General features: G+C 50.2%; 22 protein-coding genes. 12 read left to right on the forward strand and 10 right to left on the reverse strand.

All coding sequences use genetic code 11. The annotated features are described in order from the left end of the window. Position 1 precedes the first annotated feature (1 nt). The 9 genes from H6F72_RS08350 to H6F72_RS08390 all read right to left on the reverse strand — a co-directional run bounded on the left by H6F72_RS08350 (position 2) and on the right by H6F72_RS08390 (position 9,252). Positions 2-1,186: an iron-containing alcohol dehydrogenase family protein gene (locus H6F72_RS08350; RefSeq protein WP_190433638.1), complete on the reverse strand. Its 1,185-nt coding sequence runs from the start codon at positions 1,184-1,186 to the stop codon at positions 2-4. A gap of 126 nt (positions 1,187-1,312) precedes the next feature. After that, complete coding sequence (locus tag H6F72_RS08355) at positions 1,313-1,846, reverse strand: Ycf51 family protein (protein WP_190433640.1); 534 nt, start codon at positions 1,844-1,846, stop codon at positions 1,313-1,315. Between the two features lie 55 nt (positions 1,847-1,901). Continuing rightward, the gene (gene sufU / locus H6F72_RS08360; RefSeq protein ID WP_190433641.1) at positions 1,902-2,372 is read right to left on the reverse strand and encodes a Fe-S cluster assembly sulfur transfer protein SufU; all 471 of its coding nucleotides are present in this window, start codon (positions 2,370-2,372) and stop codon (positions 1,902-1,904) included. A 161-nt stretch (positions 2,373-2,533) separates the two neighbouring features. Then, complete coding sequence (locus H6F72_RS30945; protein WP_190433642.1) at positions 2,534-4,717, reverse strand: bifunctional diguanylate cyclase/phosphodiesterase; 2,184 nt, start codon at positions 4,715-4,717, stop codon at positions 2,534-2,536. A gap of 25 nt (positions 4,718-4,742) precedes the next feature. Beyond that, a complete protein-coding gene (locus tag H6F72_RS08370; protein WP_190433643.1) occupies positions 4,743-5,096 on the reverse strand; it encodes a PAS domain-containing protein in 354 nt (117 codons plus the stop codon). A 304-nt stretch (positions 5,097-5,400) separates the two neighbouring features. Further along, a complete protein-coding gene (locus H6F72_RS08375) occupies positions 5,401-6,387 on the reverse strand; it encodes a DnaJ C-terminal domain-containing protein (protein WP_190433644.1) in 987 nt (328 codons plus the stop codon). 94 nt (positions 6,388-6,481) lie between these two features. Then, positions 6,482-8,509 carry a molecular chaperone DnaK gene (gene dnaK / locus H6F72_RS08380; protein ID WP_190433645.1) on the reverse strand — a complete coding sequence of 676 codons (2,028 nt, stop codon included), beginning with the start codon at positions 8,507-8,509 and terminating at the stop codon, positions 6,482-6,484. Positions 8,510-8,827: 318 nt separating this feature from the next. Further along, positions 8,828-8,971 carry a hypothetical protein gene (locus H6F72_RS08385; protein WP_190433647.1) on the reverse strand — a complete coding sequence of 48 codons (144 nt, stop codon included), beginning with the start codon at positions 8,969-8,971 and terminating at the stop codon, positions 8,828-8,830. An 11-nt stretch (positions 8,972-8,982) separates the two neighbouring features. Continuing rightward, positions 8,983-9,252, reverse strand: coding sequence for a hypothetical protein (locus tag H6F72_RS08390; protein WP_190433649.1), 270 nt, complete (start codon positions 9,250-9,252; stop codon positions 8,983-8,985). Between the two features lie 232 nt (positions 9,253-9,484). Here H6F72_RS08390 and pds point away from each other — a divergent pair, with 232 nt between their 5' ends. The 4 genes from pds (at position 9,485) to H6F72_RS08410 (ending at position 13,805) form a co-directional block, all read left to right on the forward strand. Further along, the gene (gene pds / locus H6F72_RS08395) at positions 9,485-10,912 is read left to right on the forward strand and encodes a 15-cis-phytoene desaturase (protein ID WP_190433651.1); all 1,428 of its coding nucleotides are present in this window, start codon (positions 9,485-9,487) and stop codon (positions 10,910-10,912) included. A 31-nt stretch (positions 10,913-10,943) separates the two neighbouring features. Beyond that, the gene (gene crtB, locus H6F72_RS08400) at positions 10,944-11,870 is read left to right on the forward strand and encodes a 15-cis-phytoene synthase CrtB (RefSeq protein WP_190433653.1); all 927 of its coding nucleotides are present in this window, start codon (positions 10,944-10,946) and stop codon (positions 11,868-11,870) included. Positions 11,871-12,174: 304 nt separating this feature from the next. Then, positions 12,175-13,323 (forward strand): EAL domain-containing protein, encoded by a 1,149-nt coding sequence (locus tag H6F72_RS08405; RefSeq protein WP_348226773.1) that lies wholly within the window; start codon positions 12,175-12,177, stop codon positions 13,321-13,323. A 92-nt stretch (positions 13,324-13,415) separates the two neighbouring features. After that, positions 13,416-13,805 carry a hypothetical protein gene (locus tag H6F72_RS08410; RefSeq protein WP_190433654.1) on the forward strand — a complete coding sequence of 130 codons (390 nt, stop codon included), beginning with the start codon at positions 13,416-13,418 and terminating at the stop codon, positions 13,803-13,805. A 137-nt stretch (positions 13,806-13,942) separates the two neighbouring features. Here H6F72_RS08410 and H6F72_RS29665 read toward each other — a convergent pair whose 3' ends face one another. Then, complete coding sequence (locus H6F72_RS29665) at positions 13,943-15,763, reverse strand: S-layer homology domain-containing protein (RefSeq protein ID WP_199298968.1); 1,821 nt, start codon at positions 15,761-15,763, stop codon at positions 13,943-13,945. Positions 15,764-15,914: 151 nt separating this feature from the next. Between H6F72_RS29665 and H6F72_RS08420 the strand changes: the two genes are divergently transcribed. From H6F72_RS08420 to rpsU, 8 genes are all read left to right on the forward strand, one after another. After that, on the forward strand, positions 15,915-16,820 hold the full coding sequence (locus tag H6F72_RS08420) for an alpha/beta fold hydrolase (protein ID WP_190433656.1): 906 nt from the start codon (positions 15,915-15,917) through the stop codon (positions 16,818-16,820). 20 nt (positions 16,821-16,840) lie between these two features. Next, the gene (locus H6F72_RS08425; RefSeq protein ID WP_190433657.1) at positions 16,841-17,353 is read left to right on the forward strand and encodes a GNAT family N-acetyltransferase; all 513 of its coding nucleotides are present in this window, start codon (positions 16,841-16,843) and stop codon (positions 17,351-17,353) included. A 197-nt stretch (positions 17,354-17,550) separates the two neighbouring features. Beyond that, the gene (locus H6F72_RS08430; protein ID WP_190433658.1) at positions 17,551-18,261 is read left to right on the forward strand and encodes an SDR family oxidoreductase; all 711 of its coding nucleotides are present in this window, start codon (positions 17,551-17,553) and stop codon (positions 18,259-18,261) included. A gap of 120 nt (positions 18,262-18,381) precedes the next feature. After that, entirely contained in the window at positions 18,382-19,218 is an 837-nt protein-coding gene (locus H6F72_RS08435) for an Npun_R2479 family HD domain-containing metalloprotein (RefSeq protein ID WP_190433659.1), read from the forward strand. A 569-nt stretch (positions 19,219-19,787) separates the two neighbouring features. Beyond that, positions 19,788-20,666 carry a 3-deoxy-7-phosphoheptulonate synthase gene (gene aroF, locus H6F72_RS08440; protein ID WP_190433660.1) on the forward strand — a complete coding sequence of 293 codons (879 nt, stop codon included), beginning with the start codon at positions 19,788-19,790 and terminating at the stop codon, positions 20,664-20,666. A gap of 105 nt (positions 20,667-20,771) precedes the next feature. Beyond that, the gene (locus H6F72_RS08445) at positions 20,772-22,310 is read left to right on the forward strand and encodes a glycosyl hydrolase family 57 (protein WP_190433661.1); all 1,539 of its coding nucleotides are present in this window, start codon (positions 20,772-20,774) and stop codon (positions 22,308-22,310) included. Between the two features lie 439 nt (positions 22,311-22,749). Beyond that, entirely contained in the window at positions 22,750-23,097 is a 348-nt protein-coding gene (locus H6F72_RS08450; protein WP_190433663.1) for an RNA-binding protein, read from the forward strand. Positions 23,098-23,201: 104 nt separating this feature from the next. Beyond that, the gene (gene rpsU / locus H6F72_RS08455) at positions 23,202-23,381 is read left to right on the forward strand and encodes a 30S ribosomal protein S21 (protein ID WP_190433665.1); all 180 of its coding nucleotides are present in this window, start codon (positions 23,202-23,204) and stop codon (positions 23,379-23,381) included. Positions 23,382-23,398 lie beyond the last annotated feature (17 nt).

Below are 23,398 nucleotides of genomic sequence, written 5' to 3' on the forward strand. Positions count from 1 at the left end.
CTTACACCTCGTTGCTGGTTGCCTGAGTCAGAGTGGTACGACTGACTTCAACCGGAGCCATTGTCGAAACCATAGCTGCCATGAGTTGTGCAGGCACAACCGAGAATGGCAGACGGTGAATGTCCGAGCCTTGAGCACAGGCTACTTCAGCAGCATGTTGTAAATCTGCCAGCGAAATCTGCTCTAAACCCAGATCTCCTAAGGTTTGGGGTAAACCGATTTCAGCATAGAACTTTAAGAGCTGCTGTCGTGCTGTCGCTGCTAGTTGATTTCCTTGCAGCATTTCTTCTAGGCGCAGTTGGACCAGAATGCCATAAGCTACCTTCTCGCCATGCAAAGCATCGTGGCTAGCCAACAGATGCGTGAGGCCATTATGCACCGCATGAGCAGCAACTGTACGGCATTGGGCTCCACCCAAACCGCCAATCACTCCTGCCAACAACACGGAAGCATCTACTACTTCCCGCCAAGCGTCACCCCCTGGTTCTTGCAAAGCGGCCACAGACTTTTGAAACAGAATGTCGCGCAAAACGCGGGCTTGCTGGACTGCGGCAATCAGTAAGGTTTGCTCAGAGTGACCGCTGCTGACGGAAGCTTCATACCATTTCGCCAAGGCATCGCCAATACCTGCGACCAAAGTTCGCTGATCAGCCGTCCGAATCAAGCTATAGTCAAGCACCAACAAATCTGGACAGCGGGGCAAACCCACGTCGTACAGAAAGGCTCCTTGATCGGAATAGATATTGGAGAGGGCTGTCCAAGCCGCACAAGTGGCTGCTGAAGTGGGCACAGTCACAATCGGCAACTGGGACTGATGAGCAATCAATTTAGCCGCATCTAAAGCTTTACCACCACCAACACCAATGATCACATCGGCTTGGTGAGTCGCAACTGCTTCTCGGAGTGTTGCCAATCCTGCCTCGCTGCAATCTAAACCATAGGCAGCTTGAGCGAATGATAATTTTTCCTGTTGTAACACAGGTTCCAGCCAAGGTCGCACCACCGCTAAGGTGCGATCGCCCCCTACAATTAAAGGCCGCTGTCCTAAGCGACCAATTGCCTCCCCTACCTGGGCCAACGCTTGCTCGCCTCGGATCACTTGAGCGGGCGCGACCATCAGCGAGAGCAGTGCAGTCGTGGTTTTAGTTTGGGTTGATGATGAATCCGGCAGAGAGGGATGAGGCATAGGGCACGATCGCGAGGTCGTTGACATTTACGTAGGGTAAGGACAACTTTACTACTATTTCCAGGTTAGTTTGCACTGAAACTAAGGCGTAAAGATCACCCAGTTTCTAACTAACCGATGGAAGTTTTAGGATGGGCGAGATGCGGTCTCTAGCTGAGGCAAACGAGCAAAATTTTGGTCATAGATCGTTACCGCCAAATTGGTGTCATCTCGCGATGCCAGCGATCGCTTGACTTCACCTAAATAGAGAGGCACCGATTGCCCCGCTTCTGGGTGAATAATGGTTCGCGCCCGAATCGTGAGTTTCTCGTCTGCTCCTCCCAAGCGACCAAAGGAGAACAAATCGGAAGCTGCCTGGCGCAGAGTGGCATCTAACTCAGATTGCTTGATCTTGGGTGAAACCGAAATAACAGCCTGACTGGCTCCAGAGTCATAGATGAGTGAGAAAGGAGCGGCACCCGGGATGATGGTATGGGTCAGAGGCACCAAACCGAGAGCAAAAAAGCCAACGGTTAAAACCCCCATAAAGCCTGTGACTCCTACAAAGCGGAACCGCACGCCCCACTGGAACACAAACATTAAAACGGTTAAAGCAGCGCAAACTAAGGTCAGAATGCCTGACCACTTAGTAGCAATTAAAAAATCAGCAGTTGTAGGCATGACGGTGGCAAACTAAGACTAACGACAGATCAATAAAGCTGAGGCAATTCCTCGGTTATTCGTTGCTGACAAAGCCCGCAGGCTGAGACGCTTCAGAGTGCTCTAAGGCTGCCTTCAAGGTATGCCAGGAAAGATTGGCACATTTAATCCGCACAGGAAACTGAGAAACCCCTTGCATTACGTTTAACTTCCGCAATTCTTGGGGGAACTCTGCTTCTCCTTTCATCATGGTTTGGAAGCGTTGCACCATTTCTAGCGCTTCGGCAACAGTGCGACCTCGCAAGGCCTCAGCCATCAGATCTGTAGAGGCGATCGCGATCGCGCAGCCTTCCCCTTCAAATTTGACATCTTCAATCCGGTCGCTGTTCTCGTTGAGTTGCAGGGTCAGTTCGATCGTGTCACCACAAGAGGGATTATGGCCTTTTTGATAGCGATGGACTGGAGAGGTTGTACCCTTGTTACGAGGTTTTTTATAACGCTCCAGAATCACTTGTTGATATAGATCACGTAAGTTGCCCAGAGTCATGATGGGTTGATGATGTGTGTCTCCGTCTATTCTCGATCCTATCAGGGTCTTCCAGCTTGATAGGGGTGCGATCGCATTATTACCTAGAGAATTTCCAGCATATCAACTGCTAGCTCGATCCGCGATCGGTTTGCCGTAGCGCTCAGACCAGAAATTCTGAATCAATTTCCAGGCAAAACCTTGCCAGCTTTTGATAATTGGCGTTGATGCTGCGGATGAGGACTAAGTTGGCGAGCGCGGCAATGATATTGCTGAGTTAGCAGGGTGGTGATGACAGCAGCAGACACAGGTTTAGAGAACAGGTAACCCTGCCCGTACTCACATCCCATCTGGTTTAGTTGAGTATGTTGAACTGCCGTTTCTACGCCCTCGGCAATTACTTGCATCCCCAAATTGTGGGCTAGCGTGATGATCGTCTGAACAATTGCTGAATTCTTACTATTCGTGTCTATCGTGGTGATAAAAGAGCGATCGATTTTGAGGACATCAATCGGAAAGCGGTGTAAATAGCTCAAAGATGAATATCCAGTGCCAAAATCATCCATGTATAGCTGAATATTCAGAGTTTTCAGGGCTAGTAGCATAGCGATCGCAGGTTCCGAATTTTCCATCAACACAGTTTCAGTAATTTCCAGTTTCAAGCTCCCAGGCGCTAGCTGGGTGGTCTGCAAAATTTGACTAACTTGGGTCATCAAATCCGTCTGGGAGAACTGCCGCCCCGAAATATTGACACTGATCGTCAGGGGTTGGCAGAAGGGAAAGCGTACTTGCCAGTTCGCTACCTGTTGGCAAGCTTCCTGCAACACCCAATGCCCCAGTGGCACAATCAAGCCTGTTTCTTCAGCAACTGCAATAAACTCCGTCGGAGCAACCAAGCCGCGCTGAGGATGGTGCCAACGCACTAAAGCTTCAAACCCCACAATTGCACCTGTGGCTAAGACCACAATGGGTTGATAACGAACCTGAAACTCTTGGCGATCGATGGCTCGTCGCAGATCCGTCTCCAGTTGCAATCGCTCCACCGCGTGAGCATGCATACTCAGGTTAAAGACTTCATAACAAGCCTTCCCTACAGCTTTGGCGCGATACAAAGCGATATCAGCATCTCGCAACAAATTTTCTGGTTGAACGTAGCTGCGGGTATATAGCGCAATCCCGATACTAGCTGTGGTGAACACTTCGTAGCCGTTGAGGTTGAAGGGTAGGGTCAGAGCCTGCTTGATGCGCTCAGCAATTTGGGTGGCACCGCTTAAATCTGAAATGTCTTCTAGTAAGACGGCAAACTCATCCCCGCCTAGCCGCGCCACTGTATCGCCTAACTTTAGGCAGGCTTCTAGACGGCGAGCAATCGCAACTAACAGTTGATCCCCAACTAAGTGCCCCAAGCTATCGTTAATTAGTTTGAAGCGATCTAAATCGATAAATAAGACTGCAAACAAATCCCCTGTGGAACGCTTGGCCCGCTGCATGGCATGTTCTAAGCGATCCATAAACAAAGTTCGATTGGGTAGATGCGTCAGTGCATCATGTATCGCGCTGTGCAACAACTGTTCTTCTGCCCACTTGCGCTCCGTTACATCCTGAGCCAGCGAGGCAATGCCAATCAGGTTACCGTTTTGATCAATCAGAGGTGTGTTGTACCACTCACAGAAAATAGTTCTGCCGTCTTTCGTCTGGTTGGCATTGGTGCTCCGCATGCCTCCTCTTTGGGCCAAGAGTTCTACCCAAACCTGCTTGACCTGCTCTCTGGCGGTGTGGGGCACAATTAACTCTAAAGCGTGACAGCCTACCACCTCGCTTTGGGCATAACCAAAAATCTTTTCTGCGGCTGGGTTCCAGTCCACCACTTCAAAATCTAGGTTCCACTCAATGACAGCTAGGGGAGTTTGCTGCACATGGAGTGAGAGCTTTTGCTTGGATTGCTTCAGTTCGGCATCCAGGCGATCGCGCTCTGTTAGGTCTCGAATTGCCAAGACAGCATTAGTTCCCTGACCCTTAAATTGGATGCAAGTGGCATAAATCTCTAAAACCTGCCTGGTTTCAGCCTGTTGAAATTCATAAATGCCAGTCACATTCAGTCGTTCGTGTAACACTCGATTGACTGGGTGTTCCTCCGGCGTAAGTGGTTGATTCTGTTGCTCTAGGCACAATAAATCTAGAAGTGGTGTACCCAACACTTCAAAGCGTTGCCGATTCACTAAACGGTCGAACGTAGTATTAGACCATTGAATTCTGCCATCCTCGTCCGTCCAAACGATGGAATCGACAATGGCCCCTAAAGCCACTTCCATTTTGCCTAGTGTGGAGCGCAGTTGATTGAGCAGGATGGTGGGATCGCCTAGCATTAGGGCTTTGCTCCGTGAGGGGTTGTTACGACTCCAAAGGCCGTAAGATGGCACCAAACATCCATTGGCCAAGCTGCTGCTCTGCGGTAATAAAATGCTCGGATAGAATTTCTCTGCCATCCTGAGTGACTGCCATTAATCGCAGAGGATGGTTCATGATCGTCGGTTGCTCAGTTAGGGTAAAGCGAGCAAATCCGAGGTGATGGGAATCGTGATAGCTCGTAGGAATGACTACTGTGAGCGGTTGACCGAGAATCTCCTCACTCTGCCAGCCAAAAGTGGCTTGAAAGGCAGAATTGACAAAGGTAATGAAGCCTTGATGATCTGTGATTAGCACAGGCACGTCGGTTGTAGTCGTCAGTTCCTGAAGCGTCATCATAATGGTCAGCTTCTCTTGATTTGCTTTTTTGGTTTGCTTCTGGGATGGGTCGCGATCGCAGCAATAATTAACAGTAATTAAAAAAGTTGTTTTTTTGAGTAGGCCATAGTTGTGTAGAAACTCTCTGCACAACTCCGAGAAAAACGCCTAAGTTCTAAGCGATTAAAAATGCTGTAATAGAGTCTAGTTTGGCAGTAACTAGAGCGGCAAAAATCCGCAAGTTGAGCTAAAAACATCCGCCACTTGCGCAAACTAGAGCACTTTTCTTCAAGTGCTAAAAATAAAGGCTAGAAACTGAAGTGATTTAGATGGGCAAGTCAGCGCGGGGATAGAAACTTTCAATTTGACGGAGTTTTTCGTAGAGATTGCGTTCTTCCGCAGTCAGGTCTCTAGGCACCGCAATTTGGATTTCGACAATCTGGTCCCCGCGCACTCCCTGATCATTGGGATATCCTTTGCCAGCTAAGCGGAGGCGTTGACCCGGACGCACGGCTGGGGGAATTCGCATTTTCACCAATCCATCTAGAGTTGGCACCTCAATCTGCCCCCCTAAAACTGCCTCTACTGGCGTGATCGGGAGCTGGCAGAGAATATCAGTCCCTTCTAACTTGAAGTAAGGGTGAGAGGTGACTTCAATTTTTAGGTACAGGTCACCCCCGTTAACGCCTTGACCCTTGAGCCGAATCCGCTGCCCAGAAAACATGCCACCGGGCATATTCACTTCTAGCGATCGCCCATCTTCCAGCCGCACTCGTTCGCGACCGCCTGTATAAGCTTTATCGAGGGGGACGCTCAGTTTAGCTTCGGCGTCTCGGCGACCTGTCCGTACCGTATAGGTGGTCTTGGTGGTGCCTGGGCGGTAATATTCTTGAGTGGCAGTGGTAGTGCGGGAATTTGTGCCAGCGGTCGCCGTTTTAGCGGTGGTGCGCCGATTGAGCAGCTGATCTACAAAGCTGTTGAAATCTGGGAAGGAGCCGAAATCTAGGTCATCGTTCGCCCGACCATTGTTACGATCGCTCCATGCCGCTGCCCCCCGCGCCGCATTCGCCCCTTGAAAGCCTTTCTGCTTCCAAAAGAGACTGAACTGGTCGTACTGCGCTCTCTTGGTCGTGTCGGAAAGCACTTCATAGGCTTCTCCCACATCTTTGAATTTTTCCTCAGCTTCTTTATTCCCCGGATTCAGGTCGGGGTGATATTGCCTTGCCAGCCGCCGATAAACTTTTTTGATCTCTTCTATAGAAGCATCTCTGGAAACTCCCAGAATTTCGTAGTAGTTCCGAAAGTTTTGCATAAGGAAGTTAACACTCAATGATTGATTGTCCGTTGTTGGTTGTGAGGAACTAGTAATCGGCGTTCAAACCTAACCCCCCGCACCCAAAAACTGTCTAGAGCCAGTCATCGTCATCCTCGTCCCAGTTGTCATTCTGGTAATTCGGGCCAGAACGGCCTGCACCCACGCCATAGGCAGAGCCAGAACCAGGTCTGCGGTATGGCGTATCAAAGCTGTCATCGTAATCACGGCGGGAATCACGAGGTGAGTCACCCGTAATTGTCCGGCGGATCGACCCAAAGAAGTCGTCTTCTTCCTCCTCGGCCTGGGCGTACTGATACGCTTCTCGCTTGAGATTGTACAGTGCATCTTGCAGATTCGCCTGGGCCAAATCCACGCTGCGCTCGTCGTTAGATTCCAGAGCTTCCCGCAGTTCTTGGATCAAGACTTCGATGCGGCGGCGCTTGTCGCTGGCAAAGTACATGCCATAGTCGAGCGCGACTTGCCGCAACTCTCGCTCTGCTTCAAAGGTGAGCGCTTCTGAACGGGTTCGCTTCTCGACGCGATCGCGGCGTTGGCGATCAGCATCGGCAAATTGCTCCGCTTCCCGAATCATTTTCTGCACTTCGGCTTCGCTAAGATTTGAGGCTTCTTGAATAACGATGGTTTGCTCTCGGCCTGTGGTGCGATCGAGCGCGGTCACTTGCAAAATCCCGTTGGCATCAATATCAAACGATACCTGTACTTGGGGAAGTCCTCTAGGAGCTGGGGGAATGCCATTCAGCTTGAACCGCCCTAGAGATTTGTTATCCGAGGCCATCTCACGCTCGCCTTGCAGCACATGGATTTCCACCACCGTTTGGTTGTTCTCAGCGGTGGAGAAAATGTCAGACTTGCGAACTGGGATGGTGGTGTTGCGAGGAATTAGCTTCTTCATCGCTCCAGAAATGGTTTCCAGACCGAGAGAGAGCGGAGTCACATCCAGTAGCAGAATGTCTTTGACTTCTCCCGCCAAGATACCTGCTTGAATTGCCGCTCCGACTGCGACTACTTCATCGGGGTTGACGTTCTGGTTGGGTTCGCGATCGATCAAGCCCCGCACCAGTTGTTGCACCATCGGAATGCGAGTGGAGCCACCGACTAAAATCACTTCGTCAATATCGCCCGGAGACATGGTGGCATCGGAAAGCGCCCGCTTCACGGGAATTCGTAAGCGACTGACTAAATCGCCACACAGTCCCTCAAACAGCGATCGCGTCAGTTTGGTTTCTAGATGCTTAGGGCCATCGGCAGTAGCGGTGATAAAAGGCAAATTGATTTCGGTGACGGTAACACCAGACAGTTCAATCTTGGCTTTTTCTGCCGCTTCGGTGAGGCGTTGCAGGGCTTGGCGATCGCGACGTAAATCTACGCCTTCTTCTTCTAGAAACTGCTCTGCTAGCCAATCGACAATTTTTTTATCAAAGTCATTGCCGCCCAGTTGGGTATCGCCACTGGTGGATTTAACTTCAAACACACCCTCCCCAACTTCCAAAATAGATACGTCAAACGTGCCGCCACCCAAATCAAACACCAATACCGTTTGGCTTTGTTGGCGATCTAAACCGTAGGCGAGGGCTGCAGCGGTGGGTTCGTTGAGAATTCGCAGCACTTCTAAACCCGCAATGCGTCCCGCATCACGAGTGGCTTGGCGTTGGGAGTCGTTGAAGTAAGCGGGAACGGTAATCACCGCACCCGTCACAGACTCACCCAAGTAGCGTCCTGCATCATCGGCCAACTTCCGCAAAACTTTTGCTGAGATTTCTTCAGCCGCAAAGTCTTTATCCAGTCGGGGACATTTGATTTTGACGTTGCCGCGATCGTCCTTGCGAATGGTGTAGGGAACTCGCTTAGACTCTGGGCTTAGCTCGGCATATTGCCGCCCAATGAATCGCTTGACTCCATAAAAGGTGTTTTGTGGATTCAGGACAGCTTGCCGCCGAGCCATTTGCCCGACTAACAATTCGCCTTCTTTGCTGAAGCCAACCACTGAGGGGGTAGTCCGCATGCCTTCGGCATTAGCAATGACCACTGGCTTTCCGCCCTCCATGACGGCGACCACTGAGTTTGTCGTACCCAGGTCAATGCCGACTACTTTACCCATGCGTTGAAATTCTCCCCGCGTATCTTAACTATTGTTGAGATCATTTGCTGGATTCATTCTATCTTGCTAGCGAGGCTGCTCAGTGCTAGGGTACCCATCAATCCGTCGATAGACTAGGTTCGGGTTTCCGCCCTATTTCCCCCTCTCTAGGATCGGCTATTTGCGATCGCGTTAGCTGCCAATCTAAATACAACAAAACAATCTGAAGTTTCAGGACATTATATAGACGCTCCAGGTTGCAAAGTTGCTCAACCACAAGTTGCAACGTTAATTATTCACTTGTCGTGGATCGTTTGATGGTGGATGGCAGCCTATTTCTTAATCGGTTGCCCGAATGTTAAGCACGCGATCGCGGTTGAGGTCTAACCCTGCCACTGTTGAGGCGTGGCAATACTTACATAAATAACTTGCTCGTTGACGTACTTGTTCTTGGACAGCTTCAGGTATTTTGCTGCGAGACACCCTAGCAGACCTTATTGATTTTGAGTGAGAAAAATGTTGCGAACGGCACGGTTCCCCAAGCTCAAATAGTCATCAATTTTTTCGTAGCAGTCTAACTCCTGCCCTTCTTCGACACTGAGTGGAGACTGTTGCTGCTTTACCAACAATTCTTCAATCCAAGTTTGAACGGTCTCAGTAGCTCGAAAAATCGGAATCCCTTCTTCTAACCCAATGCGTACAGCTCCGTTTATGGGGAGACTTGCAGGTAGTCGATCGAGTTTTGGCAATAAGGGGATAGTCACGGCAAGTACGAGTGTCAGGCTGTAGAGCGATTATATCGTTGGCCAAAGTAAGGTAAGCGATCACTCATCCCAGCCCTCTGAGGGATAGCCTGCCTGTGCAGCGATCAGCGACCAGAGGGTAGAAAACAGCAATCGTGGTCATTAACTTTACTGAGACTTCAAAATGTAACGGTTTGCAACGTATAATGAGGAGCGGGAAACCGTTAAAAAATTCTGAAGAGCGGTAGGTTACATGCGAGTTGCGATCGCTGGAGCAGGCTTAGCAGGGCTTTCCTGCGCCAAATATTTGGTTGATGCGGGGCACACCCCCATCGTCTTGGAGAGCCGAGACGTATTGGGTGGAAAGGTAGCCGCTTGGAAAGACGAAGATGGCGATTGGTATGAGACTGGGCTGCACATCTTCTTTGGTGCCTACCCCAACGTGCTGCAACTGTTTAAAGAATTGAACATCGAAGATCGGTTGCAGTGGAAAGAGCACACCATGATCTTCAACCAGCCCACAGCTCCGGGCACCTACTCACGGTTTGACTTTCCCGATATTCCTGCTCCTATCAATGGTGTAACTGCCATTTTGCGGAACAACGACATGCTGACTTGGGGAGAAAAGATCCGCTTCGGTTTGGGTCTGATTCCCGCCATGATCAAAGGTCAGAATTATGTCGAAGAGATGGACAAGTATTCCTTCTCCGAGTGGCTGAAGAAGCAAAACGTGCCACCTCGCGTCGAGAAAGAAGTCTTCATCGCGATGGCCAAAGCATTGAACTTCATTGATCCTGATGAAATCTCTGCCACCGTAGTCCTGACTGCCCTCAACCGCTTCTTGCAAGAACGCTACGGCTCCAAAATGGCATTCTTGGATGGCGCACCCCCAGAACGGCTCTGCCAGCCAATGGTGGATCATGTGACTGAGCAGGGTGGTCAAGTACGGATGAAAGCGCCGCTAAAAGAAATTGTTCTAAATGAAGACAACATGGTAAAGCACTTTGTGATTCGTGGGTTAGATGGTGCACCCGACGAAATCCTAACTGCTGATCTATATGTCTCCGCCATGCCCGTCGATCCGCTAAAGGTGATCCTGCCTCAGCCTTGGAAGCAGATGGACTACTTCAAAAAGCTCGATGGCTTAGAAGGCGTACCCGTGATCAACTTGCACATGTGGTTCGATCGCAAACTGACCGATGTGGATCATCTGTTGTTTTCGCGATCGCCCCTGCTCAGCGTCTATGCCGACATGAGCAACACGTGCCGTGAATACGAGAACCCCGATCGCTCCATGCTGGAACTGGTCTTGGCTCCCGCCAAAGATTGGATTACCAAATCTGACGAAGAGATTATTGCCGCCACGATGCTGGAGATCGAAAAGCTCTTCCCCGATCATTTTGTCGGCGATGACCCTGCCAAGTTACTAAAGTACAAAGTCGTGAAGACTCCCCGCTCCGTGTACAAGGCGACACCAGGACGCCAAGCATGCCGTCCGACCCAAACGACTCCCATTAGCAATTTCTATCTAACGGGAGACTATACAATGCAACGCTATCTAGCCAGTATGGAGGGGGCCGTACTTTCTGGTAAGCTGACAGCGCAGGCGATCGCATCTGCTCATCCCAATTCAGCTGCTCCAGCTCCAGGGCAGAAGTCCCTGCAAACCACTACTGCCTAGCCTGCGACGTTAGCGAAGCGCCCCGAAGGACATGCTGCAACTGCCTGATTCCCCTCGTGTGAGAACTCTGGCCTCTTTAGAGGAGTCCTACGAATTTTGCCGCCAAATTACGGCAAAGTATTCTAAAACCTTTTACCTCGGCACGCTCTTGATGCCAGAGGCAAAGCGTCGTGCAATCTGGGCAATTTATGTCTGGTGCCGTCGCACTGACGAGCTAGTCGATGGGCCACAGGCAGCCCAGACGACGCCAGAAACGCTTGATCGCTGGGAGCAGCAATTAGAGTCAGTTTTTGCGGGACATCCGTTGGAAGACCCCGATGTCGCCTTAGTGGATACCTTAGAGCGGTTTCCCCAGGATATTCAGCCGTTCCGCGACATGATTGCGGGGCAGCAGATGGATTTGTATCGCAGCCGCTATGAGACGTTTGAAGAGCTAAATCTTTATTGCTATCGAGTCGCAGGTACAGTTGGGCTGATGTCTACAGCGGTGATGGGCGTAGACACCACCTATCGCACCGCTCCTTGGGACCGCAACACGCCTCAAGGACCGATTGAAGAAGCGATCGCCCTAGGGGTAGCAAACCAGCTCACCAATATTCTGCGTGATGTGGGTGAAGATGCACGGCGCGGCAGAATCTATTTGCCTTTAGAAGACTTAGCCTTATTCAACTACACCGAGCAAGATCTATTTAATGGGGTCGTAGATGAGCGCTGGCGAGGATTGATGCGCTTCCAGATTCAGCGGGCCCGCAAGTTTTATGCCCAAGCAGAAAGAGGCATTAGTCGGCTCAGTCCTGATGCTCGCTGGCCAGTTTGGGCAGCCACAGGACTCTATAGCCAAATTCTCAACGCGATCGAAAGTAACCAGTACGATGTGTTTCAGCAGCGGGCTTACGTTAGAGGCCCTCGGAAACTAATGTGCCTGCCAGTTGCTTGGTTACGCTCTAAGGCGCTCTAAATTATTCTTTTTCTGTGCTTTAGATCACACTACAGTTGTGATCTACTTTTGTTTTCACGGTTTACAGGCTCGTGATTCTGGCTATGATGGGGATGTCTGTGCGAGAGGCAGAACTAGCAACGGCAGGCTAGAGCTTTCCTGAAGTAGTGACGTTGGCGATTTCTGCCGTTTTCCTCAAAAAGCGTCTTTATTGTTTGTTAATTGTGTTTTTTAACACTCTTCAAAAGCAATTGATTCGCTTACGTTAAAGGACGATTGTTGCCTCATACAAGGATAGTGCGTAACGCAAGGGAAGATCCGAGTAGTGCGTGATACCAGCCTACTAACCGAAGTGCTCCACCTGGTGGTTCAACCGAATGACACAGAAGCGCATGCCTTCTTCTGTGAGCTAGGCTTGCAACCGATTCCTGATGTTCCACAACTGCTCTGCTTGGTGCTCGATGAAAGCCAACTCCGAGGAGTTTTTTGCCAAATCAGCCAGAGGCTCTCGGAAACTGGACAAGCCGATTCTCGCTTTATTCTGACGCGATCGCCCCTCCAGTCGAAAGCACTATTGATTGAATTTCTGCACGCTCAACCGCTGAGCAGTGTTACGGTGCCGATCAAGCATCAATGGTTTTTTCAAGCCTTAGCCGATCGCGCTTTTGTCTTTAAGTATCAGCCCATTTATAACTTGGCTTCCGGCGAGGTGCTGGCTTATGAATGTTTGGCGCGGGCGGTGCAGGGTCAAGGTCAATACTTCAATGGCAAACAGATTTTAGATGCGGCCCTCTCAACTCATTGCACCCATGAATTTGATGAGCTGGCTCGTGAAACTTGCATCAATGCGATCGCGCAGGTAAGCAATGGCCAAACCTTTTTTATCAACGTGCTCCCCAACGCCATTTTGCAAGGGCCTAAATCTTTAGAGCGCAATTTGCAACAAGTTCTGGCTCTAGGGTTGCAACCACAGCAGATTGTTTTCGAGTTAACCGAAGTAGAAGCGCTGATTCAACATCCAGACCTCTCACGCTTAATTCATCAAATTCGAGACTACGGGTTTGGAGTCGCCATTGATGACTTAGGGGGGCAAGTTGCGATCGATCATTATTTCATGGCTCTCCACCCGGATGTGATCAAGCTAGATCGTCAGCTCGTGCAAGGTTGCAGCCGCCATCCAGTCCAGCAAATTCTGCTCAAGAGCCTTCTTTACTCAGCCCACGAAATGGGCATTTTAGTCGTGGCCGAGGGTTTGGAAACGGCTGAAGATATTGCTTTTTGTCGGGATCTAGGCGTTGATTTTGGTCAAGGCTTTGGGCTAGCTAAACCCGAAGTGACACTGCAACAGCAGAGATTGGATATTTCTAGTTTTTGTCCTCTGATCAATCGCCGACCCGCGATCGCGCCTCTATTTGCTGCTAAGCTAGCCGCATTTAACAGCCGCCAACCCCGCCTTACCCATGCCATTAGCTAATTGGTAACTGGCAGCTCTAGATGGCCCTCCGAGGTTGCATTAAGGCCCCTCCAGCTTGCATAGTAGATGGAGTCCAAGCCCTGCGACGATTCATGCAACTCGAATTTGTGCCTGTTGAAGATTTTTATTTCGCTCTCACCTTAGCGGTTCGTACTCTCGAGGATATCCCCGATCCAGGGCTCATTGAGCAAATGCGATCGCGCCTTCAGGAAAAGTTTGGTCAGCCTTCGACCGTTGCCGCAGCGAAACAAAATACGTTTAACTACGTGTTTCGAGTGCATAACTACGACAACAGTCCTGCCAATCAACTAATCGTCTCTGTGGCAGACTGGCAAGATAAATTACGTCTCAGCAGCGACTATGGCTGGACCTTAGATGCCGAGCGCAAACCGATCCGCACCGAATGGTTTGACCGCCGTCCAGAATTTTGTCAACAACTGCGATCGCACCTACAAGAGTGGCTAAAGGTACCCATTGGTTGAAATCAACTGCTGGTAAGCCTCAAAACCAGGGCGATCGGTAGGGGTAGATTGTCTGCCCTCGAAAATGAAAGGGCACCTACAAGAGGTGCCCCTACTAGCTTCATTCTTTCAATCGGCAGTTCTTAGCCAGAACTTATTTAGCGAGAGGGAGCCTGACCAGGGGTGCGGCCACCTTCGTCATTGCTGCCACCACGGGGGCTAGAGTTGCCTGGATCGCAACCCTCGGCACCGTTACCAATGCCTTGGTTACAGTTTTGCTTGCCCTCTTTCTCGTCGTCTTGCTCTTGAGTCTGAGTTTCTTGCTCAGTTTCGGTCTCTTGCTCAGTTTCGGTCTCTTGCTCGGTTTGAGTTTCAGTTTGGGTGGTGCCCTGCTGAATCACATAGGGAGAAGAGAAGCTTTGAGCTTTACCTGTGCTAACCAAAGCTTGGTACAAGAACGCACAAACTTCTGCGCGAGTTGCTACGCGGTTGAGTTCTAAGCGATTGGTGTTGGGATAGTTGATCACGATTCCCCGCTCGGTCAGGGCCGCGATTAGCGTCCGGACATCAGCAGGAATAGTAGCTGCATCCCCATAACCTTGCAGCAAGGTTGCAACAGTGCTGGTGCTGCTGACGGAGGTGTAGTTTAAGCCTCTGGCTAAGGCTACCAACACATCCAGACGAGTCAGACGAGCAGTGGGGTTGAAGAGGCGATCGCTATCAGCACCAAAGAAGCCCATCGAGTAAGCTTCGCGAACAGCGGTGTAACCCCAATAACTAGTGGAGACATCACGAAACTCAATGGCTTCGCGAACGGCTCTTTGGTCAAAGGCTTTGCGCAACACTGCGGCAAATTGAGCCTTAGTAACTGCTTCGCTAGGACGGAAGGTATTGTCCGGGAAGCCCTCAACAATATTCTGTTGAGCCAAGCGAGCGATGAACTCATAGGCCCAGTAGCTACGAGAAACATCCGTAAAGCTACCTTGGGTAGTGCTGGTCGTGGTTTGCTGACCACCGGTTTGCTGGCCAGTAGAAGTAGTACCTTGGCCAGTAGTAGATTGGCTGGTTAGGCGAGCCATTAGAGTTTGGGTGGCAGCTTGGTCGAATGCCAATACTGAGCCAGTCGCGTTGGTACGATATACCCAAACTTCCTCGGAGCTGGCTACAACTACTCGGAAACCAGGAACATCACCAGGAGTGCAGGTAGATGCAGTGCCAGGAACACCTAAGCAGCTATCAGACCAAGTCTCTTGTTGGACGGAAACCACCCGCAGTTGAGTCGCTTGGACTTGGCTACGAGCCGTGATCGCTTGGTATACAGAGGTGGCGATCGCTTGAGTAAATCTAACTTGGCTGCTGCTAGATTGCGTAGTTGTGGTGGTTTGACGAGTTTCAGTAGTTTGAGTGGAACTGGTAGTCTGACTCGCAACGGTCCGAGTTGCAGCCTCGTCATACACAACTTGAGAGCCAGTGGCATTGGTGCGGAAGACCCAAGTTTTGTTATCACCTTCTACAAAAACCCGGTAGCCTGGAACGATCGCCTGGGTGCAACCAACACCAGCACCCCCCAGACCCAAACAACCATCGGACCACTCTACTCTCTCTGCTCTAGCGATTCGCAGGCTAGCAAGTGATATCTTCTGGCTGGTAGAGATTTGTTGGAGGATAGTTCTGGAAGCGCCTTCAGATAGTTCGACTTCCTCGCCACCATCGTCATCGCCATCATCGTCGTCGCTATCGTCGTCTCCACCATCATCGTCGCTGTCATCGTCACCATCATCACTATCGTCGTCGTCATCGTCTGACTGACTGATGAGCAACTCGCCAGACTGCTCTGTGGAAAGCTGTTGGCTAGTAACAGGTGAATTCGTGGCCTCAGCTTCCGAAGTTACAGCATTTGCTGGAGCAAAAGCAGTCATCGACAAAATCGTGGCAGCCAAAAATAGCTTGCCCAAAGAGGCCAAAATGCCTTGATTCATAGATCCTCACACTCACGTAAACGGTTAAAGAGACGGTTTTTAATTGGTATATGTTCCCTGATTGATGCCTTAGAGGTCTTTATGGCTGAGCGTAGGCCAAAAAATATATGATGAACGAAGACTATTTACAAATCTTAAGAAGATAGTGGGAATGACCCAGCAGTTAACAAAGACCAATATTTTTGAAAAACTGACTTGGACTTGGCGCGGCTACCCGATCCAGTACACCGTCATGGGCACTGGACGCCCACTGGTGCTGATTCATGGTTTCGGAGCCTCCATTGGCCATTGGCGCAACAATATTCCAGTTTTGGCAGCGGGTGGCTATCGAGTGTTTGCCTTGGATCTACTGGGGTTTGGTGGCTCGGCCAAGCCAGATATTGGATACAACTTAGAACTTTGGCAAGTGCTGCTCAAAGACTTTTGGGAAGAGCAGATTCAGCAACCTGCTGTTTTTGTGGGTAACTCCATTGGTGGCTTACTGAGCTTAATGGTGCTGGCTAATCATCCCGAAATTGCTGCTGGAGGCGTGCTGCTCAATTGTGCGGGAGGGCTAAATCATCGCCCCGATGAACTGGTGCTGCCCTTGCGCTTGATTATGGCTACTTTTACCAAACTGGTCAGTTCTCCCCAATTTGGTCCGTTTTTGTTTAACCGAGTTCGCCAAAAACATCGCATTCGGAACACGTTGCGTCAGGTTTATCGCAATGCTGAAGCGGTGACGGATGAACTCGTAGACTTGCTTTATGCCCCATCCTGCGACGAAGGTGCCCAACGGGTCTTTGCGTCTATTCTGACGGCCCCTCCTGGCCCTACTCCCACAGAATTGCTGCCCCAAGTCCAGTGCCCCTTGCTGGTGCTCTGGGGAGAACGTGACCCTTGGACTCCGATCAGAGGAGCAGAGGTTTACCGGAAGCTGAGCGATCGCGAACCTGGGGAAGACGTGCCTCCAGTGCGTTTTGTCGCCATTCCTGACACAGGCCACTGCCCACACGATGAGCGACCAGAAGTGGTGAATGCTCTAATTTTGGATTGGCTCGCAGAAACGGCTTTGTAAACTCATGCCCTGGAAAACTCATGACGGTCTTTGAAACGCCACGCCTGCTTTTACGACAATTCACTCAGGATGACGTGGATGACCTCGCGGCGATGTATGCTGACCCTGCTGTCATGACCTTTCTGGGTGGGGTTCGCTCTTACGAGACCACACAGCAGCATATTGAGCGCATCATCCAAAACTATCGGGAATACGGTTTTGGGCTGTGGGCGGCGATCCATAAGGGCGATCGCCGATTAATAGGTCGTTGTGGGCTGATTCCTCAGACCATTGAGGGACAAGGCCAAGTTGAGATTGGCTATTTGCTTGCCCACGCTTATTGGGGGCAGGGATTGGCGACGGAAGCAGCTACGGCGATTCGAGATTATGGGTTCAATACGGTGGGGTGCGATCGCTTGATTTCTCTGATCGATCCTCACAATTTGGCTTCGCAGCAGGTGGCGCTGCGAGTGGGTTTAACGTATGAAAAAGATGTGATTTTGTCGGACAAGCCGATTCGGGTTTATGCCATTTATAAGCCTGCTGACTCTTAGCATTGTTTAAGCTAGTTGAAACCGAACCTTTGGGGGTAAACGCTTCCAAACCCTCGCTGAAGGACGGTTGCGTCCCTCAGGCTCCCTCAAAAAGTGTGCTCGGGTTTTCGCGAACTTCTCTCTGTGATGGGATGCGGGCGATCGCTTTTGATTGTGTAATGAGGGGCGAGTGGTGACGGTTGCAACAGGAGGGAACGATGGCTAGCGATCGCAAAATTGCTGTGGTGACGGGTGCAAATCGAGGTTTGGGTTTGGAAACGTCGCGGCAATTAGCTAAGCAAGGCGTTTATATCATTCTCACGAGTCGTGATCAGGCGAAGGGACAGCCTGTCGTTCAGCAGTTGCAGTCTGAGGGGTTGGAGGTTGGATATCATCCCTTAGATGTGACTGATGCGGTCAGTGTGCAACAACTCGCCCAGTTTGTTCGTGACCAATTTGGCCATTTAGAAATTCTGGTCAATAATGCTGGCATTGGCCTTGATTTTGACAATGGCAGTCTCTTTAATCTACAAATTGAGACACTGGCGCAAACCTTACAGACCAATCTTTATGGCCCGATTCTGCTCTCCCAGGCACTCATTCCGCTGATGCAAATCCGGGGATATGGCCGAGTGGTGAATGTCTCTTCTGGAGCGGGGCAATTAAGCGAGATGAACAGCGGCTATCCCAGTTATCGAATGTCGAAAACGGCTCTCAATGCTTTAACTCGCATTCTGGCGAATGAGTTGCAAGGGAGCAATATCCTAGTGAACTCGGTGTGTCCCGGCTGGGTAAGAACAGATATGGGTGGCCCTGATGCCCCTCGTACGCCAGAGCAAGGAGCAGACACGATCGCCTGGTTAGCCACTCTACCGGATGGTGGCCCTACCGGAGGTTTCTTTCGCGATCGCCAACCTATCCCCTGGTAAAGCACCTTATAGATGAGATTTAGCCATTTCTGTGCTCACCCATGATTGCTGGGGCAAACTTAGGACATGGCTGCTTAATGACACTAAGGCGATCGCGGGTTTGGGAGACAGCAATCTAGCATGTTTAATGCCACAGAGCTTTTAATCGAAAACTTTTTAGAACAACTCAGAAGTGCCTACCAACGTACCTATGGCGGCTGGAAATCCGAATACCAGGAGATTATTGCCTGGGTAGGTAGCATGGCGCTAGAGAATATCGCCAACAGTGATGCGCTCTATCACAACGTGGAGCACACGATTCTCGTCACGTTGGTAGGACAGGAGATCCTACGGGGTAAGCATATCCGGGATGGAGGGGTCTCCTGCGATGATTGGCTGCACTGCATGATTTCTCTGCTCTGTCACGACATTGGCTATATCAAAGGGGTTTGCCGTCGCGATCGCCCAGGTTTATACGCTACGGGTATGGGTGACACCATGATTTCTCTGCCACCCGGAGCGACCGATGCCAGTCTCACGCCTTACCACATCGATCGCGGCAAGCTATTTATTGAGGAGCGGTTTGGCGGACACCCACTAATCGACGCCGAAGAAATTAAGCGCAATATTGAACTTACCCGTTTCCCGGTGCCAAACGATAGCGATCATCAAGACACAATTAACTACCCCGGTTTGCTCAGAGCCGCAGATTTAATTGGTCAACTGAGTGATGTTCGTTATCTGCAAAAAATTAATGCGCTGTTTTACGAATTTGAAGAAAACGGCACCAACAAACACTTGGGTTATCACCATCCTGGTGACCTACGGCAAGGCTACCCAAAGTTCTTCTGGAACGTGGTTTACCGCTACGTAGAAAACGCGCTCACTTATCTGCAATTGACGCAACAAGGCCAACAAATCATCGCCAATCTTTACGCCAATGTTTTTGTTATAGAACACGGTCCAGCAGTAATTTAAGAAAGGAGTTTAGAAGAGGAGCGATTGCTTTCTCCTCACCAATCTTCTCCAGAATTCCTCCAAGTGGGGGGTTGACGATGCTGGTTTTTCTCTGTTAGCGTCGTTGCATAAAGCTTGACAACTCGCAAAAGATTTTTTTGCAAATGCTATCTCTTCGCAGCAGCTACTTTTATTTTTGGTATATGGAGGTTCACTTGGAGTGAATCCAGCTTCGGCTGAATCTCCAGGTGGACCGCAGAAAACAGGCTCTGCGGTCTTTTGCTTTTTTAAGGATAGATTTCACTCACACAAAACCAAGACAGGACTGACGACTCGTGATGACTCCCCGCACCAAAGCAATTTCTCAGATGGCCGCAGCTAGCCTGTGTGCCCTTAACTTTGGTGATTGCCTAAAGACGCAGTGTTCCTACCTGCGTCTTTGTTTTTGGGGAAGCTGGTTTTATAGCTTTTACTTTTGGACCAGGAGTTCCGGGTAAAGTCGCCATGCTGCTCACTGCACGACCCGGAACTCTCACAAAGTTCCGGGTTTTTTGTTATCTCTCACTTCCTCACTCTCTCGGAGACCCATCATGTTAAACGCCAAACTCGCTAGCAAAGCCCACGCCAACCACAAAAGCGTGATTCAACTGTCTGATCACGTGACCGTTGGCGGTAAAGATCTGCTGATTGTCGGTGGCCCTTGCACTGTAGAAAACTTAGCCCAAATGGAAGCTGTGGCTAGCCGCTTACTCACAGCCCCGATCCAAGCCTTGCGGGGTGGAGTTTACAAGCCTCGTACCTCTCCCTACGCTTTCCAAGGCATGGGTTTGGAGGGCTTGGAGATTTTAGCCACGGTGCGGCAGCGCTACCACTTGCCTGTAGTGACTGAAGTGATGGCGATTTCTCAGATTGAGGAAATTGCTGCTCAGGCTGATATGTTGCAGATTGGTAGCCGCAACATGCAGAACTATGACTTGCTCAAAGCACTAGGCCAAGCAGGAAAACCGATTTTGCTGAAGCGGGGTCTCTCCGCCACCATTGAAGAATTTGTTTTGGCAGCGGAATACATCCTGGCTCACGGCAACCCTAATGTAGTGCTGTGTGAGCGGGGAATTCGTAGTTTCGACACCTACACGCGCAACGTCCTCGACTTGGGTGCGGTTGCTGCCCTAAGGCAAATCACCCATCTGCCGATCATTGTTGATCCGAGCCATGCCGCTGGGAAGCGCGAACTAGTAGCCGATCTAGCGAGAGCCGCGATCGCCTGTGGTGCTGATGGCCTGATCATTGAGTGTCATCCGGAACCAGAGCAATCAGTCTCGGATGCTCGCCAAGCCCTCTCTTTAGAAGAGATGGCGGAACTAGTCGCTAGCTTGAAGCCGATTGCGGTTGCGGTTGGGCGAGGCATTGCAGAAATGAATACCCGTCCTCTAGTTCCAGTTTTGGCGGGAATGGTGGGCGTCAAGTAACAAACAAGTAGCAAAGCAGATTCCAAACACTTACTTCAAAGGCTTGCCTCATGATCAGCATATAGAGGAATATGCCTTTATTCCCTGAAATGAGACTTCAGCTTTATGCCTGCCCTCAGTCAAGCAGCTAGTCTGCCGCTGCTTCCAGAACTGATTGATGGATTGCCCAATATTTCTGGCTGGGAGGCAGAAGTGCGATCGGTGGTGCAGCACGATCGCCCCATTTTTCTACCCACTACCAATATTCACCTTCAGGATGTCTCCGCTGCTTTTGCGATCGCCCTCCACATGCACCAGCCCATGATTCCCGCTGGGCCGCAAGGAGAGTTGATCAGCAACTTGCAGTATATGTTTGAGCATCCCTACGAAGGAGATAACCACAATGCTGGTCCCTTTGCCTACTGCTACAGCCGCATTGCCGACTTCATGATTGATCTGGTGCGGCAAGGTTGCAATCCTCGTATCATGCTGGACTACTCTGGCACTCTTTTGTGGGGACTGCGCCAGATGGGCCGGGGAGACATTCTAGACAACCTCAAGCGCATCACTTGCGATCGCACCTACCACCCCTATGTGGAGTGGCTCGGCACTTTCTGGGGACATGCGCTAGCCTCGACCACCCCAATTCCTGACCTGAAGCTGCACATTCAAGCTTGGCAACATCACTTTGCGGCCATCTTTGGCTGGGATGCTTTAGCGCGAGTGAAGGGATTTTCTCTGCCAGAGATGCATCTCCCCAATCATCCTGACACGCTATTTGAACTGGTAAAAGCTTTGAAGGAAGCGGGCTATCGTTGGCTTCTCCTACAAGCAGACACAGTAGAAACCACCACAGGCCAACCGCTATCGCAGCTCCATCTCCCGCATCAATTAGTCGCTCGCAACGCTGAGGGAGAAACTGTTAGCATCACGGCGCTGATTAAAACCCAGGGTGCTGACAATCAGCTAGTCGGGCAGATGCAGCCCTATCAAAAAGCTAGAACTCTCAACCCGCAACTCGTGGGTCAAGTCATGATCCCGCCATTGGTTGCTCAAATGGGTGATGGCGAAAATAGCGGCATTATGATGAATGAGTTTCCCAGCACGTTCAGAAATGCCTGGTATGACATGAGTGCCCAAAACCAAGGTCACTTTGGTGTTGTCGGCCTCACAGGCACTGAATATCTAGAACTTATAGAGGCAGCAGGTTGCACCCCAGAGGATTATCCGGTTTGTCAAGCCAAGGGACAGCACCGAATTTGGCAGCGAGTTTCCGAAGCAGATACTCCCAAGGCGATCGCGCGGGCCATTACCGAACTCAAGCGAGAAGATTCTAGTTTTCAGGTAGAGGGCGTCTCTTCCGCTCATGCTCTGCGCTGGAGTCAAGGTAACGACCCTGTTTTGGCTTCCATGCAGAAACTCAGTGCGTTGTTTCACCAAACCCTTGATCCCCTCCTGCAAGCTCAATCAAGCAATGGCGAGGCTAACCCTCACACTAATCCGTTAAGTTCTGCTTTGACTCAGCAACCCCGTTATCGTCAAGCCCTCCTTTACAACCTGTTAATCCAAACCAGTTGTTTTAACTACTGGGGTCAGGGGATGTGGACTGACTATGCCCGTACGCTCTATAGTCGGGGGAAAGAGAGTATCTCCAGTCATTTCTAGAGAGTTGCTTAGTTGCGGCTGATTCGATAGAAGTTTGTCGTGGCGATCGCTCTAGCATTTCTTACCCAAAGTTTCTTTCTCGACGGATAAAAAGTTGCAAGGCTAGGTGTTTAGCACTCCATTAAGCTAATTTTTCTCAGGAAAAAATTAGTTGAAATTAGTGATTAGTCTAGAAAAATATCAACTTCAATCTTACTTTGAGGCTGAATTCACTAACCGATCAAAATTTCCGTAGGACTGCATTTTTTTGTATTAATTGCAACAAAATTATTGGACTAATGCAGAGACATTTGAGCGGCTCAAAGTCCTGTTAAATCAAACAATGGTATGGTAAGCTGTACTCGAAGAGTTTTATTCGGTTGTAGGGTTTGTTTTCTCATTTCGACAGGCATCTCTCCGAATTTAAATCTCTGCAATTTCTTTGATTCTGGAGAGTTTCATGTCCATTTACGTTGGTAATCTGTCTTACGATGTCACGCAAGACGATTTAAATGCCGTTTTTGCAGAGTACGGCACTGTTAAGCGAGTTCAACTCCCTTTAGACCGGGAAACGGGTCGCCCCCGTGGTTTTGGTTTTGTCGAAATGTCCACAGAAGCAGAAGAAACCGCAGCAATCGAGGCTCTGGATGGAGCTGAGTGGATGGGTCGCGATCTAAGAGTCAACAAAGCTAAGCCTCGCGAAGAGCGCAGCGGTAGCGGTGGTGGCGGTGGTAGAGGTCGTGACGATCGCAATAGCTGGGGCGGCGGCGGTGGCGGCGGTGGCGGCAGAGGCTACTCCCGGTATTAATCATTTCCTAGAAACTGAAGCACTGGCTTGAGTGGATTGAATTTGCGGTAATCCTGGTAAACAATACTCATCACGATTCAGAGGCAACCTGAGGGATATACAGAATGACCCAAATTGTTCTGGGCGAAAACGAAGGAATTGAGTCAGCGCTACGTCGCTTCAAGCGTCAAGTTTCTAAAGCTGGAATTCTCGCTGATGTGAAGCGTCAACGCTTCTTTGAAACTCCTCAGGACAAGGAGAAGCGTAAAGCGTTAGCCAGACGTCGCAAACATCGCTTTCACTAAACTAGGGCTAGCTAAAG

It is taken from the genome of Trichocoleus sp. FACHB-46 (assembly GCF_014695385.1).
Classification (GTDB): Bacteria; Cyanobacteriota; Cyanobacteriia; order FACHB-46; family FACHB-46; genus Trichocoleus.